The organism is Akkermansia sp. KLE1798 (assembly GCF_001580195.1).
GTDB classification, from domain to species: domain Bacteria; phylum Verrucomicrobiota; class Verrucomicrobiia; order Verrucomicrobiales; family Akkermansiaceae; genus Akkermansia; species Akkermansia biwaensis.
In genome coordinates this window covers 33,515-49,721 of record NZ_KQ971090.1, presented here as the reverse complement: position 1 = coordinate 49,721, position 16,207 = coordinate 33,515, and the positions used below count along the sequence as shown (strand labels likewise).

16 protein-coding genes are annotated in these 16,207 nt (G+C 59.5%); 6 read left to right on the top strand and 10 right to left on the bottom strand.

Annotated elements, in window-relative coordinates:
* Positions 1–329: 329 nt before the first annotated feature.
* The 5 genes from HMPREF3039_RS09665 to HMPREF3039_RS09645 form a co-directional block, all read right to left on the bottom strand.
* On the bottom strand, positions 330–788 hold the full coding sequence (locus HMPREF3039_RS09665) for an ExbD/TolR family protein (protein ID WP_067570962.1): 459 nt from the start codon (positions 786–788) through the stop codon (positions 330–332).
* 12 nt (positions 789–800) lie between these two features.
* A complete protein-coding gene (locus HMPREF3039_RS09660; RefSeq protein ID WP_067570964.1) occupies positions 801–1,307 on the bottom strand; it encodes an ExbD/TolR family protein in 507 nt (168 codons plus the stop codon).
* An 80-nt stretch (positions 1,308–1,387) separates the two neighbouring features.
* The gene (locus HMPREF3039_RS09655; RefSeq protein WP_067570966.1) at positions 1,388–2,176 is read right to left on the bottom strand and encodes a MotA/TolQ/ExbB proton channel family protein; all 789 of its coding nucleotides are present in this window, start codon (positions 2,174–2,176) and stop codon (positions 1,388–1,390) included.
* Between the two features lie 92 nt (positions 2,177–2,268).
* The gene (gene nth / locus HMPREF3039_RS09650) at positions 2,269–2,907 is read right to left on the bottom strand and encodes an endonuclease III domain-containing protein (protein WP_067571049.1); all 639 of its coding nucleotides are present in this window, start codon (positions 2,905–2,907) and stop codon (positions 2,269–2,271) included.
* A gap of 98 nt (positions 2,908–3,005) precedes the next feature.
* Positions 3,006–3,680, bottom strand: coding sequence for a 3D domain-containing protein (locus tag HMPREF3039_RS09645; RefSeq protein WP_082770104.1), 675 nt, complete (start codon positions 3,678–3,680; stop codon positions 3,006–3,008).
* Positions 3,681–4,198: 518 nt separating this feature from the next.
* Between HMPREF3039_RS09645 and HMPREF3039_RS09640 the strand changes: the two genes are divergently transcribed.
* From HMPREF3039_RS09640 to HMPREF3039_RS09630, 3 genes are all read left to right on the top strand, one after another.
* The gene (locus HMPREF3039_RS09640; RefSeq protein WP_067570970.1) at positions 4,199–5,170 is read left to right on the top strand and encodes a uracil-DNA glycosylase; all 972 of its coding nucleotides are present in this window, start codon (positions 4,199–4,201) and stop codon (positions 5,168–5,170) included.
* A gap of 3 nt (positions 5,171–5,173) precedes the next feature.
* The gene (locus HMPREF3039_RS09635) at positions 5,174–5,959 is read left to right on the top strand and encodes a beta/alpha barrel domain-containing protein (RefSeq protein WP_067570972.1); all 786 of its coding nucleotides are present in this window, start codon (positions 5,174–5,176) and stop codon (positions 5,957–5,959) included.
* 153 nt (positions 5,960–6,112) lie between these two features.
* Positions 6,113–8,368: a copper-transporting P-type ATPase gene (locus HMPREF3039_RS09630; RefSeq protein WP_067571051.1), complete on the top strand. Its 2,256-nt coding sequence runs from the start codon at positions 6,113–6,115 to the stop codon at positions 8,366–8,368.
* Here HMPREF3039_RS09630 and HMPREF3039_RS13360 read toward each other — a convergent pair.
* The 5 genes from HMPREF3039_RS13360 to rpsN form a co-directional block, all read right to left on the bottom strand.
* Positions 8,363–8,788: a YraN family protein gene (locus HMPREF3039_RS13360; protein ID WP_197457133.1), complete on the bottom strand. Its 426-nt coding sequence runs from the start codon at positions 8,786–8,788 to the stop codon at positions 8,363–8,365. The two genes, HMPREF3039_RS09630 and HMPREF3039_RS13360, sit on opposite strands and share 6 nt — an antisense overlap.
* The gene (locus tag HMPREF3039_RS09620) at positions 8,748–9,386 is read right to left on the bottom strand and encodes a ribonuclease HII (protein WP_067570974.1); all 639 of its coding nucleotides are present in this window, start codon (positions 9,384–9,386) and stop codon (positions 8,748–8,750) included. The genes HMPREF3039_RS13360 and HMPREF3039_RS09620 overlap by 41 nt, the downstream gene beginning before the upstream one ends.
* Positions 9,387–9,390: 4 nt before the next feature.
* Positions 9,391–10,803 carry a hemolysin family protein gene (locus tag HMPREF3039_RS09615; RefSeq protein WP_082770103.1) on the bottom strand — a complete coding sequence of 471 codons (1,413 nt, stop codon included), beginning with the start codon at positions 10,801–10,803 and terminating at the stop codon, positions 9,391–9,393.
* A gap of 53 nt (positions 10,804–10,856) precedes the next feature.
* Entirely contained in the window at positions 10,857–11,117 is a 261-nt protein-coding gene (locus HMPREF3039_RS09610) for an FmdB family zinc ribbon protein (protein WP_067570978.1), read from the bottom strand.
* 71 nt (positions 11,118–11,188) lie between these two features.
* On the bottom strand, positions 11,189–11,458 hold the full coding sequence (rpsN, locus tag HMPREF3039_RS09605; RefSeq protein WP_067570980.1) for a 30S ribosomal protein S14: 270 nt from the start codon (positions 11,456–11,458) through the stop codon (positions 11,189–11,191).
* A 449-nt stretch (positions 11,459–11,907) separates the two neighbouring features.
* Here rpsN and HMPREF3039_RS09595 point away from each other — a divergent pair, with 449 nt between their 5' ends.
* From HMPREF3039_RS09595 to HMPREF3039_RS09585, 3 genes are all read left to right on the top strand, one after another.
* Complete coding sequence (locus HMPREF3039_RS09595; protein ID WP_067570984.1) at positions 11,908–13,200, top strand: argininosuccinate synthase; 1,293 nt, start codon at positions 11,908–11,910, stop codon at positions 13,198–13,200.
* Positions 13,201–13,292: 92 nt separating this feature from the next.
* Positions 13,293–14,861 carry a sulfatase-like hydrolase/transferase gene (locus tag HMPREF3039_RS09590; protein ID WP_067570987.1) on the top strand — a complete coding sequence of 523 codons (1,569 nt, stop codon included), beginning with the start codon at positions 13,293–13,295 and terminating at the stop codon, positions 14,859–14,861.
* 83 nt (positions 14,862–14,944) lie between these two features.
* Entirely contained in the window at positions 14,945–16,183 is a 1,239-nt protein-coding gene (locus HMPREF3039_RS09585; RefSeq protein ID WP_067570989.1) for an RsmB/NOP family class I SAM-dependent RNA methyltransferase, read from the top strand.
* Positions 16,184–16,207 lie beyond the last annotated feature (24 nt).

Below are 16,207 nucleotides of genomic sequence, written 5' to 3'. Positions count from 1 at the left end.
AAAAGCATGAAATATGCCTGCCTGTAATGGATTGTTTTATTCTAACAAGATAGGGCAAAGTCTAAAGCAGAAAGTCCGTCTTTTAGTCATCCGCACAAGAAGCCGCATGCGCTCCGCGGCTATTTATTCCCTCCTCCCTGCCGGACTTCTGCGGTACCCCCCCAAAGGACCTTACGGAAAATCTCCCGCCCGTTCCGGAGTATGAGGACCGGAACGTGAGGAAGAAGGGGATAAACGGTCCTTCCCGGCATCGGGCCTTCCGCTCCATAAAAAAGCTCCCGGAAACCACGAAGGCCCGGGAGCTGAAAAATCAGTCAGGGATTCCGCCTTTAATCGTCCTTGAGGTCGGTCAGGGCCACCGTTGTGATCCCGGCTTCCGTCAAGGCGTTCATGACGTCAATGACGCGCTGGTGGGGAACTTCGCCCTCCACCCACAACTGAACGACGGGCTTGGTGCCCACGGCGCTGGCTTCCTGCTTCTTGGCTTCCAGCTGCTGCACGAGCGTCGACAGGTTGTGGTTGTTCATGTCATTGTCGATCATCAGGCTGTTGTCCTTGCCCCAGTAAATGGTACCGTCCTTGATGATGCGGATCAGAGCGGGTTCGATCTGGGCGGCCGTATCGCTCGGAGCGCTGCCGGGCATGGACATGTCCAGCTTGCGTTCCTGAATCAGGGAGGTCGCCACGATGAAGTAAATCAGCAGAAGGAAGCACACGTCGATCAGGGACGAGATATCCAGCTTGGGATCTTCATCCTCAATCGCTTCTAATTTCTTGTGTCTGGCCATGATGCGTGATGGTTAGTCTTCCCGGCTTGCGGGGGCGGAGTTCTTGGCGGGCAGCACGGCAAAGACCACTTTGGTCACTCCGCATTCCGCCGCCACGCGAATAACTTCGCGGGAGCCTTTGAACAGGGCCTTCTGGTCGCCGCGCAGATAAAGACGCGTTTCAAAATCCTGCTTGTCCTTGAAGCGTTCCGCAAGGTTCTTGATGTATTCCTTCAATTCTTCCGGAGAATTGAGTGGGGCGCTGACATCGGAAGCCCAGCGCACGTCATTGCTCATGCCGTCGGGCCGCTTGCCTTCCCCTTCCCCGTACACATTCACCACGATACAGCCGTTGGCGGACTTCACTTCGCCGGAACTGGTGGCCGTAGGCATCTGAATGTTCTTATCCTTTTTAACGGTAATGGCCGTAGCGTTCACCACGAAGAAGATCAACAGGAGGAACACCATGTCAATCATGGGGGACATATCCATTTCCCCGGTTTCTTCACTGGAAGCTATATTGGCTTTTTTCTTCCCCATAAGCTAATTTCGTTAAGATTCTCCGGCCCGTCTCCGCCTGGGGCGGAAGTTTCCGGGCCGGACCATAGGCTCGCCTGCGATCAGGCCAAGCCTTCGGGAATGCGGGCAAGCTGGGCTTCAGCGTTCACCACGTTGATGGAGGTATTCACCATTTCCTGCAGCGTTCCCACGCATTCGGCAACATGGGCGTTGGCAATGCCCTTCTGGAAGAAGAAGAATGGCGTGGCTATAATGGCGTTGATCAGCCCCCAGAACGTCGTCAGCAGGGCCACGGAAATGTCACCGGCAAGCTGGGTGGGGTCCGCCTGGCCCGCAGTGGCCAGCGTACCGAACGCACCCACCATCCCCTGCACCGTACCAAAGAGGCCGAGCATCGGAGAAATCTGCGCGCAAAGGGCAAGCATGTTGATCCACTTGAACACGGAACGGCTTTCATTGGCCGTAAAGTCGGCAATGGCGTCTTCGATGGCGTCCTTGCCAAGGTCTTCCGGACGGGTGGCGTCCACGTTCGGCAGGGCGTAGGCAACCAGGCGGCCCAGATAGGTGGGGCTGCCGGCAGCCACCTCAATGGCGGAGCGGATGCGGCATTCGGCCATCAGTTGAAGAAGGGTGACTTTCAGGTCTTCCGGGCAGAACTTGTCCTTTTTCAGGGCAACCATGTTGTAAATCACCAGGAAGACGATGAAGGCTTCCACCAGCATGATCGGAATCATGGTCCAACCACCGGCGATGATCCACTTGTCAAGCATGGTCTTTTCCTGCGGGCCGGCGGCTGCCGCATCCTGGGCAAAAGCCGACGTGGAAAATGCAGCCATCAGCACAGTAGCGAATGCAGCGAAACGGAAACCCAGTCTAAAAAGGTTCTTCATAATGTAAGTTATATGGTTGTTCGAAAAGATACTGGTGTATTAAAGCACGCAAATTCAGACTTGCAAGCATTCATTTTGGACTCTGTCAAAATTCAAACATCTGTAAACCCCTCCGTCCGGTTCAGCCGGCTGCAGATGGGACAGCTCCCTCCGCACCCTCTGGCGGGGCAGTATTCCCGGCCGTACAGCACGATGCGCAAATGGAGGTCCCCCCATGTGTTTTCAGGGTAAAGAGCTTTCAGATCGCGCTCCACGGCCTCCACCGTTTTCCCGCTGCTCAGCCCCCACAGGCGCGACAGGCGGAAGATGTGGGTATCCACCGGAAACGCCGGAACGCCGAACGCCTGCGCCATGACAACGGAAGCCGTCTTATGACCCACGCCGGGCAGTGATTCCAGCGCCTGGAAGTCGCAGGGGACCTGTCCGCCGTACTGCTCCGCCAGAATCCTGCTCAGGTTCACGATGGCGGAAGCCTTCCTCTCCGAAAGGCCGCAGGGGCGCACGATTTCACGCACGGCCTCCACATCCTGCCGGGCCATTTCCTCCGGCGTGGAAGCCAGGGCAAACAGGGCCGGAGTAACCAGGTTCACGCGCTTGTCCGTACACTGCGCGGACAAAAGAACGGCAACCAGCAGGGTATAGGGGTCATGGTGGGTAAGGGGAATGGGCGGATTTTCATACAGCCTCATCAATTCCTCCTGCACGACGGAGGCCCGTTCTTTCTTGTCCATGCCGCCAGAATACCATTCCGCGAACGCAGCGGAAAACAAAAAAACGCTCCGCCATCCATCGGGACGGCGGAGCGGCATGAAAGCGTTTTTGCGCGGAATTACTTGTCGGCCTTGGCGTACAGGCCCTTGGACACGCGGTGCTGAAGGGCGGCGTACATGGTGCGGCAGTGCTTGTAGCCCCGGCGGCTGCTGAGGACTTCCAGGCTGTTGGCCGGGTCTCCCCAGCGCACGATGGTCAGTTCCACGTAGCGGCGTCCCCAATCCTTCATCAGCTTTTTGCTGGGCTGGTAAATGTCAATGGTGCCCGTGCCCACCAGAGCGCTGCCGTAGTCGTCAACAACGTAGAGGTAGGGCTGGCCCTTGATGCGGAACGTGGTCCCCAGCGGATAGACGGACCAGTCCGCCGCCGCGCTGCGCACGGAAGACGTGTACTTCAGGGACGTGCCCACCGCATTGCGGGGGCCGTACGCCAAATGGTCGCGTTCGGAATGCGTGTAAGCCGTCGTGCGCACTACGCGGGTACGCTGGGACGGATGGTAAAACGGCATCTTGTGCTTGTCGCGCCCCAGTTTGGGCAGGCTGGAAGAGGGCATCGCCGAGCGGCTGGGCGCCAGAGGCTGAACAAATCCCGGCGATTTTTCACTTACGCGGGCCAGGACAAGAGTATCACTATCGGATTTCCCCGTGCCGGTGACGGCACCGTTTGTCGCACAGCTGCTGACAAACATCGCCATAACGGCGCAAGACAGGGTGGCAATTATTCGTAGATTCATGTGGTACGTGGTTAAAGCGCCACACACGCGGCAATCACGCCTGAAAAAAACCTTCTGGCCGCGTGCGGTGCCGACAAAAATCGGCAACGGCGGCTCTTGGTTACGAAATAATTTCAGCCTTGGCAAACTTTTTTTCTATACCACCTCTTGTAAACACAAAAAAATCCTTACCGCAACACATTAAAAATCAACAATATAAAAAACATGCCGCATTTTTGTCATATCATGACAAATAATATACTTCACGAATTCTCTTTTTCTATCATAGTACGACACACTTTTTTATTTTACATTAAATCCTTTTACAGTGAATGCGTTATTTACACAAAAAGCATTCAACCCTTCAAAAGTTTCCATAAAAAAGTTCAAGGGGGAAAGAGGCGGGAACTCCTGCATTGCTTAAAAACAGTGAACGAAATGCTGTATTCCCTTCCTGCAAATTCCCCTTCCGGCGAAGCGGCCGCATACCCAATGGGCTGTTGCATCCACAGGGAAATAGACTACAATTCCGGCCAAACATGTCCGCCGGCCTGCCCCAACACCTCACCCTTGACTATCTGCGCTCTTTGTTATCCAGGGGCGTGGAGCACGCGCCCGTGACGGAAGAGGCCCGGAAAGTCCTGAGGCAGTGGGTGATTGAGGCGCGCCGGCTGGCCCGGGGAGACATTCCCGCCTCCGCTCCGCCCGTTTCCGGAACGGAACATCCCCATCCTGCCGACATTCCGGAGAACTCCCAACCCGCTTCCGTGGATGAAATCTCCTTCGGCAACGAACTCAGAGCCATCCTCAACGGCGTGCATCCCGGAGGGACGGAAGAGGAACCCGCCGTTCCGCGCCACGTGGCCTTTGACCTGGAAGGGGAAACGGAAGAAGAAAAACTTGCCTCCCTCCGCGAACTGGTGTTGCACTGGCCCCCGCTCAAAAACCTGAATTCCCTGCGGGACACCCCCGTCTTTTCCTCCGGCAATCCCCGGGCGGACATCATGATGGTGACGGACGCTCCCGGACTGTATGAAGAAAAGCTGGGCAGGCCCCTGGCGGGACCGTCCGGGGAAAAGCTGGACGCCATGCTCCAGGCCATGGGCCTTACCCGTTCGGACATTTACCTGACCCACCTGGTCAAATTCCGTCCCTCCCTGCCCCGGCAGCTCACCAACAACCGCCCCCCCACCGACCGGGAAATAGAAATTTCCCGCCCCATCCTCCGGGAGGAAATCATGCTGGTGCGTCCGAAAGTGGTCGTCGCCCTGGGCGCCATCGCCGCCAGGGGAATCCTCCAATCCGGGGAAACGCCGCTTTCCGCGCTGCGGGGAACCTTCCACACGGCTTTCGACACACCCGTGCGCGTCACCTACAACCCCAGCTACCTGCTGCGGACGGAAGATATTTCGGAAAAGCGAAAGGTCTGGGAAGACATGCTGTGCGTCATGGAACGGGCGGGGCTCCCCATCTCCGACAAACAGCGTTCCTATTTCCTACCCAGAAAGTAACATATGGATTATTTAAACGCCATTCTGGAGCGCAAACGCGCCGACTTGAAAAAAATCCTTCCCCTGGAAGGCAAATTGCGGGCCTCCGCCATCCTGAGGAACGACTATGCGGGATTCAGGACCGCCGTGGACCTGGGCGAAGACCGCCTCTCCGTCATTCCGGAAATCTCCCGGGCCTATCCCGAGCAGGGGCTCCCGCATATGGACATGGACATCAGGCGCCAGTACTCCATGTTCGTGCAGGGCGGCGCGCAAGGCGTCTCCATAGCGGTGGAACCGCAGGTGTACGGCGGGTCCTGGGACATGGTATCCGCGATTTCCAAAATAAGTTCCATTCCCGTCATGGCGCGCGACGTCTTCATTCACCCGGTTCAAATCTGCCAAGCCATCGTCACCGGGGCGGACGCCGTCAACCTTCTCGTGGCGGCCGTTCCGGAAAAGGAGCTGGAACCCCTGTACCGCATGGCCACCGGCCTGGGGCTGGACGTGATGATGGAAGTCCATACCCTGAAAGAGCTTGAAGCCGCCATGGATATGGAAGCCGACTTCGTCTGCATCAACAATGCGGACCCGCACACCCTTCAGGCCAATCCGGCAGTCACGGAAAGGCTGATTGAAGAACTCCCCGCCTCCGTCACCGTTCTTTCCGCCGGCGGAATCCGCACCGTGGAAGACGCCCGCCGGATGCTGGATGCCGGTGCGAACGGAGTCATTCTCCAGGACGAACTGGCGCACCTGGACATTCCCCAGGAATTCATGGAAGCCATCCTGGCCCTGAGGGCGGAATAGCCCTTCCGGCCCTTTCCTGCACTATATATAATATAGTGTGGCGGATTCATGCCCGTTCTGGAAAAACCGCGGGCATGGATCCTTTTCGTTATCCCAATCATGCCCCATTTGAAACGGAACGGGACCGCGTCCTGTCTCACTTTTCGTATGGACATGACGAACTGCTCACATTGCCGGCATGATTCCGGCAAAAACGAGGCCCCGGAACAGGCTCTTACCCATTCTTCCTCACCCCACGGGAGCATGAATATGAAGGGAATGGACATGCCTCATTCCTCCCCTGGCCCTGCGGACCCAGGCCCCTCCCCTTCCGGCGCCGTTTACACCTGCCCCATGCATCCCCAAATCCGGCAGAACCATCCCGGTTCGTGCCCCATCTGCGGCATGACGCTTGAACCCGTTCTTCCTTCCGCCGCCCCGCAGGACAACAGGGAACTGGACGACTTCCGCAGGCGCTTCTACATTTCCCTCCCGCTGGTGATCGTGCTCTTTGCCATTTCCATGGGCGGCCACATCGCCGCATGGCTGAATCCGGGGGTGCAGAACTGGGTGGAACTGCTGCTGGCCGCCCCCGTAGTCCTGTGGGCGGGCAAGCCTCTGCTGATCCGTGGCTGGGAATCCGTTAAAACGCGCAATCCCAATATGTGGACGCTGATCGGAGCCGGAACTTCCGTCGCCTTCCTATACAGTCTGGCGGCTACGGTCGTGCCCGGATGGTTTCCCGCGGTCTTCGCCCGCGACGGCCACGTACCCGTGTATTATGAAGCGGCGGCCATCATCATCTCCCTGAGCCTGCTCGGGCAGGTCCTGGAATTGAAGGCCAGGTCCCGCACGGCGGAAGCCATCAGGTCGCTGATGAACCTGGCCCCCTCCACGGCGCACCTCGTGCTGCCCAACGGCGTGGAGAGCGACATTCCCCTGAAGGAAGTCCAGCCCGGCGACGTGCTGAGGGTGAAACCGGGAGAAAAGATTCCCGTGGACGGCATCCTGAAGGACGGAGGGAGCGATGTGGACGAATCCATGCTCACGGGGGAACCCATTCCCGTCACCCACGTTCCCGGAGACACCTTGATCGGCGCCACGCTGAACACCACGGGCACCTTCACCATGACGGCTCGGGAAGTGGGGGACGGCACCGTACTGGCACGCATCGTCAGCCTGGTGGCCCAGGCCCAGAGGACGAAGGCCCCCATGCAGCGGCTGGCGGACAAGGTGGCGCGCTACTTTGTCCTTGCCGTGGCGGCGGTCGCCATACTCACATTCTTCGTCTGGGGATTCTGGGGACCGCAGCCGAGCTGGCCGCACGGGCTGGTGAACGCCGTGGCCGTCCTGATTGTGGCATGCCCGTGCGCACTGGGACTGGCTACCCCCATGTCCATGATGGTGGCCTCCGGAAAGGCGGCCTCCCTGGGCATCCTGTTCCGGGACGCGGCTTCCCTGGAAACCATGCACAAGGTGGACACCCTGGTCATGGACAAAACCGGAACCCTCACGGAAGGCAGCCCCTCCCTCGTCAACGTCACCACGGCAGGCGGCATGAATATGGACAAGCTGCTTGCCCAATGTGCCTCCCTGGAACAAGGCAGCGAACATCCCATTGCGCGCGCCTTCGTCCAGAGGGCGCGGGATGAAAAACTCCCCTTGGACTCCGTTGCGGACTTCCAGTCCTTCCCCGGCGGGGGTGTGGCCGGAACCATCCAGGGCAGCAAGGTATCCCTGGGTACCGGGGACATGATGCAGAAACAGGGCGTGGACATCTCCTCCCTGGCTCCGTGGGTGGATGAACAGCGCCGGCAGGGCCGCGTGACCGTTTTTGCCGCGCTGGACGGACAGGCGGCGGGGGCGTTCTCCCTGGCGGACAAAATCCGCGACAACACGCGCAGGGCTCTTGCGGACCTGAAGGCGCGCGGAATCCGCATCATCATCGCCTCCGGAGACGCGCCGGCAACGGTGGAAGCCGTGGCGCAGGAACTGGAAATTCCCGAATACCACGGAGGCATGTCCCCGGCGGACAAGCAATCCCTGGTCTCCAGCCTCAAAAAGCAGGGAAGCGTGGTTGCCATGGCCGGCGACGGCGTGAACGATGCCCCCGCGCTGGCGGAGGCGGACGTGGGCATCGCCATGGGAACGGGATCGGACGTAGCCATGCAGAGCTGCGGCGTCACGCTGGTGAAGGGGAACCTGCTGGTCATCTCCAAGGCCTTCGCCCTTTCCACCGCCACCGTGAACAACATGAAGTCCAACCTGGGCTTTGCCTTCATATACAACGCACTGGGCATCCCCATAGCCGCGGGCGCCCTTTATCCCTTCTGGGGCATCCTGCTCTCCCCGGTCATTGCGGCGGCGGCCATGTGCCTGAGTTCCGTTTCCGTCATTCTCAACGCCCTGCGCCTGCGGCATTTTTCATGACGCCGCCAAGTCCCGCTCTCCAAACGCTCCGCAAAGGCGCGTGATTTCCGGAACTTCACCTTCCCGGTACAGCACTTCCACAATATCGTAGCGGAAGGGAACCGTGTCCGGAAGCTGGCGCAGCCATTCAGCCGCTCCCTGGCGGATCAGGGCGCGCTTGCGGGCATTCACGGCCCGGCGCGCTCCCCCGTAGCCGCCATGCGTGCGCGTCTTCACCTCCACAAAGACAAGACAGGCTCCGTCACGGCACACCAAATCAATTTCACCTCCGCGGACGGGACGCCAGTTCCTCCGTAAAACGGAACAGCCAGCCGCGCGCAGGAAGGAGGCCGCAGCCAGCTCCCCGTAAGCGCCCAGCCAGTCCGTCCCACGCCCCTCCCTATTCAGGCAGGGACAATTCCATCTGTGAAACAGGCGCAAACGAGCGGCGATGCAGCGGACAAGGCCCATGCTTCCGCAGGGCCTCCATGTGAACCTTGGTGCCATACCCCTTGTGTTTTGCAAAACCGTACTGCGGAAACTCGGCGTCCGCCTCCGTCATCATCCGGTCCCGCGTTACCTTGGCCAGCACGCTGGCGGCGGCGATGGACAGGCTTCTGCCGTCCCCCTTCACAATGGCGCGGTGCGGCACGGGCAGTCCCTTCACGGGGAGGCCGTCCACCAGGCAGAAATCCGGCCGCAGGGAAAGCCCCTCCACGGCACGGGCCATCGCCAGATGAGTGGCGCGCAGAATATTGAGCCGGTCGATCTCCTCCGTGGAGGCACTGCCCACGGAGCAATGCACGTCCGCACGTTCCAGCAGGGCGGCAAACAGGGCCTCCCGTTTGGCGGCGGTAAGCTGCTTGGAATCGTTCAGGCCGGGAAGGCCTTCCAGATGCTCCGGCAGAATCACGGCGCCGGCCACCACGGGACCGGCCAGCGGGCCGCGTCCGGCCTCGTCCACCCCGGCCACGTGCAGAAAGCCGGAAGCCCGCGCCTCCGTTTCAAAGCTCATGTCCGGGTGTGATCTTTCCGCCATGGGATTATTTCTCCTCCTGTTCCTCCGGCAGCCTGGTCAGCAGAATCTGCGTGATCCTTCTGCCGTCCGATCCCGTCACCACAGCCCGGTAACGGCCTATCTTCAATTCCTCCCCTTCCTCCGGAATATGCCCCAGCTGGCTGATCATGTAGCCGCCCAGCGTGGTCACGCCCGGACAATCCAGGTCCATTTCCGGCAGGTAGTCCGCCAGGTCAAACAGGGTGACGGCGCCGTTCACGGCATAAGTATCCTTGCCCGTCTTGACGAATTCCCGCATTTCCTCCCGGTCAAACTCGTCCTGAATGTCATCGCCCACGATCTGTTCCAGAATGTCGTCCAGGAACACGAGGCCGATGGAATCCCCGAACTCGTCCACCACCAGGGCAAAATGGGCGTGCTCCTTCAAAAAGAAAGTCAGCAGGCTGTCCAGGGGCATCGTATCCGGCACCACGCGCAATTCCCGCTTCACGCTCATCAGGTCCGGATTATCCTGGCCCACGAGCTTGAGCAGGTCCTTCACGTGCACCCACCCCTTCACCTCGTCCAGATGGTCTCCTTCCACCAGCGGAAAGCGGGTATGCCATGATTCCCGCGCCAGGGCCCAGTTCTCCTCAAAGGGAGCCGTCAGGTCCATGACGTCCACTTCGGAACGCGGCGTCATGACGTCCTTCACGCACATATCGTTCAATTCAAGGGCGTTCTTGGAGATTTCCGCCTCCTGCCGGGTCAGTTCGCGGGAGCGTTCGCTCTCCTCCACCAGGTACATCAGTTCATCCGTGCTGTGCACGGTGCACGCCGCCGCGCCGGGATCAATTCCGAGCAGGTATTTCATGATAAACCGGGCGATTCCGTTGGTCAGGCCGAGAATGCCCGTATATTTGAACACCCCATAAAAGGAATACAGCAGGGGGGCCACCGCCATGACAGACTTGCCGGGATGCCGGACCGCCATGCACTTAGGAAGAAATTCCCCCAGAACCACATGGCAGCAGGCAAAGAAAAGGAAGGTGAGAACCAGGGCCGCCCAGTAAACGGGTGCGGAGGCTTCCAGGCCCAGGGAGTACAGAAAGGGTGCCGTCAGCTCCGCCACGAACGGAGCGCCCAAAAAGCCCAGGGCCAGGGAGGAAAGCGTGATGCCTATCTGGCAGGCGGACAAATACAGGTCCAGGTGCCTGACCGCCTTTTTAGCGAGGACCAGCTTCCTCCTCGTCCGCGCCGTGGCGCCTTCCTCAGCGTGCAGCTGGCTTTCGCGGACTTTCATCAGGGCGAACTCGCTCGCCACGAAAAACGCATTCAATAATAAGAAAAGGACAAGGCCGGCCACTGCCAGCGCTATCCCACCCAGCGCCGGTTCAATAACCGGCACTTCAGCGGCCCCGGAGGCCGCAAGAATACTCAGAGGGTCTGGATCACTCATTCCGTTGGATTTAAAATACGGGAAAAACCGTTCTCATGCACACGCTTTGTACGTCACAATTTTTCATAAACACCCTTGTCCCGTTTTTCCAGCACGGTAAAGCCGGCGGCCTTGGCGTCGGAAACGGACAGGGGCTTGGTGATTTCCGGGACGTTCACCCGGCTGATCACCTTGCGCACCGGGTGCTTGCATACCAGGCACTTTTCGAGCGGCGCACGGTCCACGGGCCTCCGCAATTCGAAACCGCGGCGGCACACCGGACAGGACTGTCCGGGATCGTCGGGGTGTTCGGAAATGTACTCGTATATGGGCATAGCAAAACGCTAGGCTAAATAAAAATCAGCCTAGCGTCAAAATCTTTGTAAGGCTGCAACCTTTTCCCCTCTTACCAGCTGGACTTGGTCACACCGGGGATCATGCCGGCGTTGGCCAGTTCGCGGAAGGAAATACGGGAAAGCTTGAAGCGGCGGATGAATGCACGGCGGCGGCCCGAAACAAGGCAGCGGTTGACCATACGGGTCGGGCTTGCATTGCGGGGCAACATGGTTAAACCGATATAATCCTTCTCAGCCTTCAATTGCTCGCGCAGCTCTGCGTAGCGCTTGACGGTGTCAGCCTTTTTCTTGTCTCTTGCTATCCAGCTCTTCTTAGCCATAAGTTCGGCGGAATAAGTAGAGGCCCCACGGTGAAAAATCAAGCGCTTTTTTTCAATTTCATCAAATTCAAGCTGTTTTCAATGTCATCCGGCCTTTTCCCGTCCATGCATCTATGACCCTGAATGCCTGCTTCTTCCATAAACGTACCGCGTAACACGCCGGCGGGGAACCCCTTCCGGGAAAGGACTCCCGGAATTGCTTAACACTTCCTAACCATCTCCGGAACTCCCGCTTCCCCGCCCTTCCGGGAAACCTTCCTTCTTCTTCTTTTCTCTTCCTGTTCCCTCCCCGGCCCCACCCTGGCGGACCAGGGCAAAAACTCCGCCCATCCCCTCCCGCCCCTTCCGGAAGGGAATATTGAAAAAAGGACGCCGTACAAGACGATTTTGTCCTTTCCACCGGAAAGGGAATGGGGCATCATGGCGGCGCACACTAATCACTGACGTACATGAAAATCGTAGTTGCATACTCTGGCGGCCTTGACACCTCCGTTCTTCTGAAGTGGCTCAAGGAAAAGTACAATGCCGAAATCATCGCATACTGCGCGGACGTAGGCCAGGCCGAAGAACTTGACGGCCTGGAAGAAAAAGCCCTTGCGACGGGCGCCTCCAAATGTTTCATCGGCGACCTCAAGGAAGATTTCGCCACCAATTACATCTTCCCGATGATGCAGGCCAACGCCCTGTACGAAGGCCGCTACCTGCTGGGCACCTCCATAGCGCGCCCCTGCATCTCCAAGGACATGGTGGACCTGGCCATCCGGGAAGGAGCGGACGCCATCGCCCACGGCGCCACCGGCAAGGGCAACGACCAGGTGCGCTTTGAACTGGCCGTGAACGCCCTGGCACCCAACATCAAGGTCATCGCCCCGTGGCGCGACCCCGAATTCCGCAAGCAGTTCCCGGGCCGCACGGAAATGATCGCCTATGCGGAATCCCACGGCATTCCGATCCGCCAGTCCCTGAAAAAACCGTACTCCATGGACCGCAACCTGCTTCACATCTCCTTTGAAGCGGGCATGCTGGAAGACACCTGGTACGACGGCACCACCCCGGCCGACCGTGAAATGTACAAGCTTTCCGTCTCTCCGGAAGACGCCCCGGACCAGGCCGAATACATCCAGCTCCTCTATGAAAAGGGCGACGTGGTCGGCATTCAGTACGACGGACTCGCCGGCCTGCTGAAAGAACTGGACGTCACCCCCCGCGGCGAACGCGACGGCTACACCCTGCTCAGCCCGCTGGGCGTCATGTACGTGCTCAACGCCCTGGGCGGCAAGCACGGCATCGGCCGTGTGGACATTGTGGAAAACCGCTTTGTGGGCATGAAAAGCCGCGGCATTTATGAAACGCCCGGCGGCACCATCCTGCTGGCGGCCCACCGCGACATTGAGACCATCACCATGGACCGCGAAGTGCAGAAAGTGCGCGACTCCCTCATTCCGGAATACGCCACGCTGGTGTACAACGGCTTCTGGTTCGCGCCGGAACGCGAGGCCATCCAGGCCCTGGTCACCAAATCCCAGGAAACCGTCAACGGCGAAGTGCGCCTGAAACTCTACAAGGGCAACGTCATGTACGCCGGACGCCGTTCTCCGCAGTCCCTGTACTCCGAAGAAATCGCCACCATGGAAGGCGGTCACGAAGAACTGTACAACCAGGACGACGCCGAAGGCTTCATCCACCTCAACGGACTGCGCCTGAAGCAATTCAGCCGCGTCAACAAACCTTACGGGCACTAAAGCCCCCGGCATCTTGCCAGCCGCCTGGAAAAGCATTTTTCCGGGCGGCTTTTTATTTATTGATAGAGGAAATTGTCCCTGCCGTACTATTCATGATGCACACTTTCCTGCGACTCTTCCTGCAGACGGCCCTTTTGATGACCGCCGGCCTATCCCAGGCAGCCGTAACCCCGCCCAAACCCAACATCATCCTCATTTATGCGGACGACATGGGCATGGGGCTGCTGGGATGCTACGGCGAGAGCCTCGTCAAAACACCCAACATCGACCGTCTTGCCGAACAGGGCATCATGTTCACCAGGTGCTACAGCAGCCAGTACTGCTGCCCGGCGCGCGCCTCCCTGCTCATGGGCGTGCATGACAGCCACTCCAAATCCTACTCGGAAACTCCCGGCGGCCTGGTCATCACGGCGGAAAAACAAGGCTGGAGCAATGAGGAATTTGAACAAAAGGCCGCCCAGAGGGCAGGCATCAAGCCCACCCCGCAGGAAGTATTCCTCCCGGAAATGCTGAAAAAGGCCGGCTACGTCACAGCCCAGTTCGGAAAACTGGACTGGGGCTTCACCACCTGGCACGGGGAATTGCAGCGCCACGGCTGGGACCACTACGTAGGCTACATGGACCATGTGCGCGCCCACGGCTACTATCCCTCCTTCCTCTGGAAAAACGGAGAACGCCTGCCGCTGGAAGGAAACACGCACGCCGATGCGGGAAAAACTCCGGAAAACTACTCCCAGGGTGCTACGGAAAAACGCCGCGGCAACCGTGAGGGCAAAGTCACCTACGCCCCGGACGTCATGCTGCGGGAAACCCTCAAATTCATGGAGGAAAACCGCAAAAAGCCCATGTTCATCTTCTTCTCCACCAACCTTCCCCACGGACCGGTGGACATCCCCCCCGCGGAAAACGTCTATGCCGGGAACCCTGAAATACGCAAGGCCTACGCCAACGCCTCCGGCGGCAACAAGGAATGCGGCGCGGCGGCGGAGGAATACGCCTCCATGGTGGACAAGCTGGACAGGCAGGTGGGGGCCATCGTCGCCCAGGTGCACAAGCTGGGCCTGGAGAAACGCACCATGATCATCTTCGCTTCCGACAACGGGCATGAAATCTACTACCGCACGGACAAGGGCCGCGGCCGCGGCCTCGACTACCACGGCGGGATAGTGGATAAAAACGGGGAACTGCTGGACGTCTTCCGCGGCAACCGCGGGAAAGTGGGCCTGAAAAATGCCATGGTCAACTTGGCGGGACTCAAATGGACCAACCACGAAGGAGGCATCCGCGTTCCCATGATCGTTTCCTGGCCGGGAACCCTCCCGCACGGAAAAGTCTGCCACAGCCTGGTGGCCAATTACGACCACATGGCCACCTTTGCCGACCTGGCCGGAGTCCGCATGCCTGAGGGCAAGGATGCCGTCTCCTACAAAAACATGCTGCTGGGCAAACCGGGCAAATTGAGGGACTACATCGTCATCGACCACACGGTCATCACCGGAGACGGCTGGAAACTGACCATGAAAAACGGCCAGTGGCTCCTGTTCCAGATCAGCAGGGACCCGGAAGAAAGGAACAATCTGGCGGAAAAACAGCCAAAACAACTGGAACGGCTCCAGGCCATTTACAAAAAGGAAGTGGGCAGTCCGCGGAAAGACAGGTAATAGGGAGAAATCTCCGCGGCTTTCCATTCCTTTCCGCTTTTTTGCTGGTTGAAACTTCCCCATTCCGCAGGTAGAGTGCCCCGGTGAACAGCAACCTCTCCAACTCGCGCCAGGCCGCCCTGGCCTGCCTGACGCGCTGGCATGAAGGCCGCGCCTTTGCGGAAACCCTGGTGGACCGGGAATGTTCGCGGCTCTCCCTGTCCCCGGCGGACAGGCATCTGGTCCAGGCCCTGGTCTTCGGCGTTCTGCGCAACCAGAGCTGGCTGGACCACGTGATCGGCACGTTGCGCCAGGGCAGGCTGGACATGAACGTGCGGCTCATTCTCCAACTGGGACTGTGCCAGCTCTTTCTGCTGGGCATGGCGGACCATGCCGCCGTGTATGAAACCGTCAATCTGGCGCCGTCCCGCCTGCGGGGGCTGGTCAACGCCATTCTGCGCAATGCGCTGCGGAAGGAAAAAGCCATTCTGGCGGAACGGGAAAAACTCCCCCTCCACATCCTTTATTCCACCCCGCGATGGCTTGTGGAAAAATGGACGGCCCAGTTCGGGCCGGAAGCCGCCCGGAAGCTCCTTCAATGGAACAACACCACGCCGCGGCTCTACGTGCGCGCCAATTCCCTCATTCCCTTGAATGGCCCCCCGGAGGGCCTCGTCCCGCTCGGCGGCGCTCCCGGCTGGTTCTCCGTGGAAGGCCTCCTGCCGCTGAAAGACATCAACTCCGGCGCCCTGTACGTAGCGGACCCCTCCACCCGCTACGCCATCGACCTGCTGGCGCCGCAGCCGGATGAGGAAATCCTGGACGCCTGCGCCGCCCCCGGAGGAAAATCCGCAGCCATCATCGCCGCCACCGGAGGAAAAGCGCGCCTCACCGCCACGGATCTTCACGAACACCGTCTGCCTGTCCTGCGGGAAAATCTGGCAAGGTACGGTTCCCCCTCCGTGACCACGGCCCAGGCGGACTGGGCCCAGCCCTGCCCTCCGGAATGGGAAAAGCGTTTCGACGCCGTGCTGCTGGACGTTCCCTGCTCCAACACGGGCGTCATCCAGCGGCGCGTGGACGTACGCTGGCGCCTGAATCCGGAGGAAATCCGGCGGCTGGCCGCCCTCCAGCGGACCATTCTGGAAAACGCCTCCCGCGCCGTCAGACCGGGAGGAAGGCTTGTTTATTCCACCTGTTCCATTGACGCGGAGGAAGACGGACTGCTGGTCCGGGAATTTCTGAAGGACCACCCGGAATGGACCCTGAAGGAAGAAAAACTCGTCCTTCCGCAGGAGGAAAAATCGGACGGAGCATATGCGGCCCTCTTGATCTGTGCTTGACCTCGGCCCCGATTTGTCAACAAT

Bases quoted from the DNA above. Each gene is read 5' to 3' on its own strand.
- HMPREF3039_RS09665 (WP_067570962.1), bottom strand. From the start codon at position 788: ATGGCCAGACACAAGAAATTAGAAGCGATTGAGGATGAAGATCCCAAG.
- HMPREF3039_RS09595 (WP_067570984.1), top strand. From the start codon at position 11,908: ATGAAAATCGTAGTTGCATACTCTGGCGGCCTTGACACCTCCGTTCTT.
- HMPREF3039_RS09640 (WP_067570970.1), top strand. From the start codon at position 4,199: ATGTCCGCCGGCCTGCCCCAACACCTCACCCTTGACTATCTGCGCTCT.
- HMPREF3039_RS09635 (WP_067570972.1), top strand. From the start codon at position 5,174: ATGGATTATTTAAACGCCATTCTGGAGCGCAAACGCGCCGACTTGAAA.
- HMPREF3039_RS09615 (WP_082770103.1), bottom strand. From the start codon at position 10,803: ATGAGTGATCCAGACCCTCTGAGTATTCTTGCGGCCTCCGGGGCCGCT.
- rpsN (WP_067570980.1), bottom strand. From the start codon at position 11,458: ATGGCTAAGAAGAGCTGGATAGCAAGAGACAAGAAAAAGGCTGACACC.
- HMPREF3039_RS09610 (WP_067570978.1), bottom strand. From the start codon at position 11,117: ATGCCCATATACGAGTACATTTCCGAACACCCCGACGATCCCGGACAG.
- HMPREF3039_RS09655 (WP_067570966.1), bottom strand. From the start codon at position 2,176: ATGAAGAACCTTTTTAGACTGGGTTTCCGTTTCGCTGCATTCGCTACT.
- HMPREF3039_RS09630 (WP_067571051.1), top strand. From the start codon at position 6,113: ATGACGAACTGCTCACATTGCCGGCATGATTCCGGCAAAAACGAGGCC.
- HMPREF3039_RS09590 (WP_067570987.1), top strand. From the start codon at position 13,293: ATGATGCACACTTTCCTGCGACTCTTCCTGCAGACGGCCCTTTTGATG.
- HMPREF3039_RS09660 (WP_067570964.1), bottom strand. From the start codon at position 1,307: ATGGGGAAGAAAAAAGCCAATATAGCTTCCAGTGAAGAAACCGGGGAA.
- HMPREF3039_RS09620 (WP_067570974.1), bottom strand. From the start codon at position 9,386: ATGGCGGAAAGATCACACCCGGACATGAGCTTTGAAACGGAGGCGCGG.
- HMPREF3039_RS09645 (WP_082770104.1), bottom strand. From the start codon at position 3,680: ATGAATCTACGAATAATTGCCACCCTGTCTTGCGCCGTTATGGCGATG.
- nth (WP_067571049.1), bottom strand. From the start codon at position 2,907: ATGGACAAGAAAGAACGGGCCTCCGTCGTGCAGGAGGAATTGATGAGG.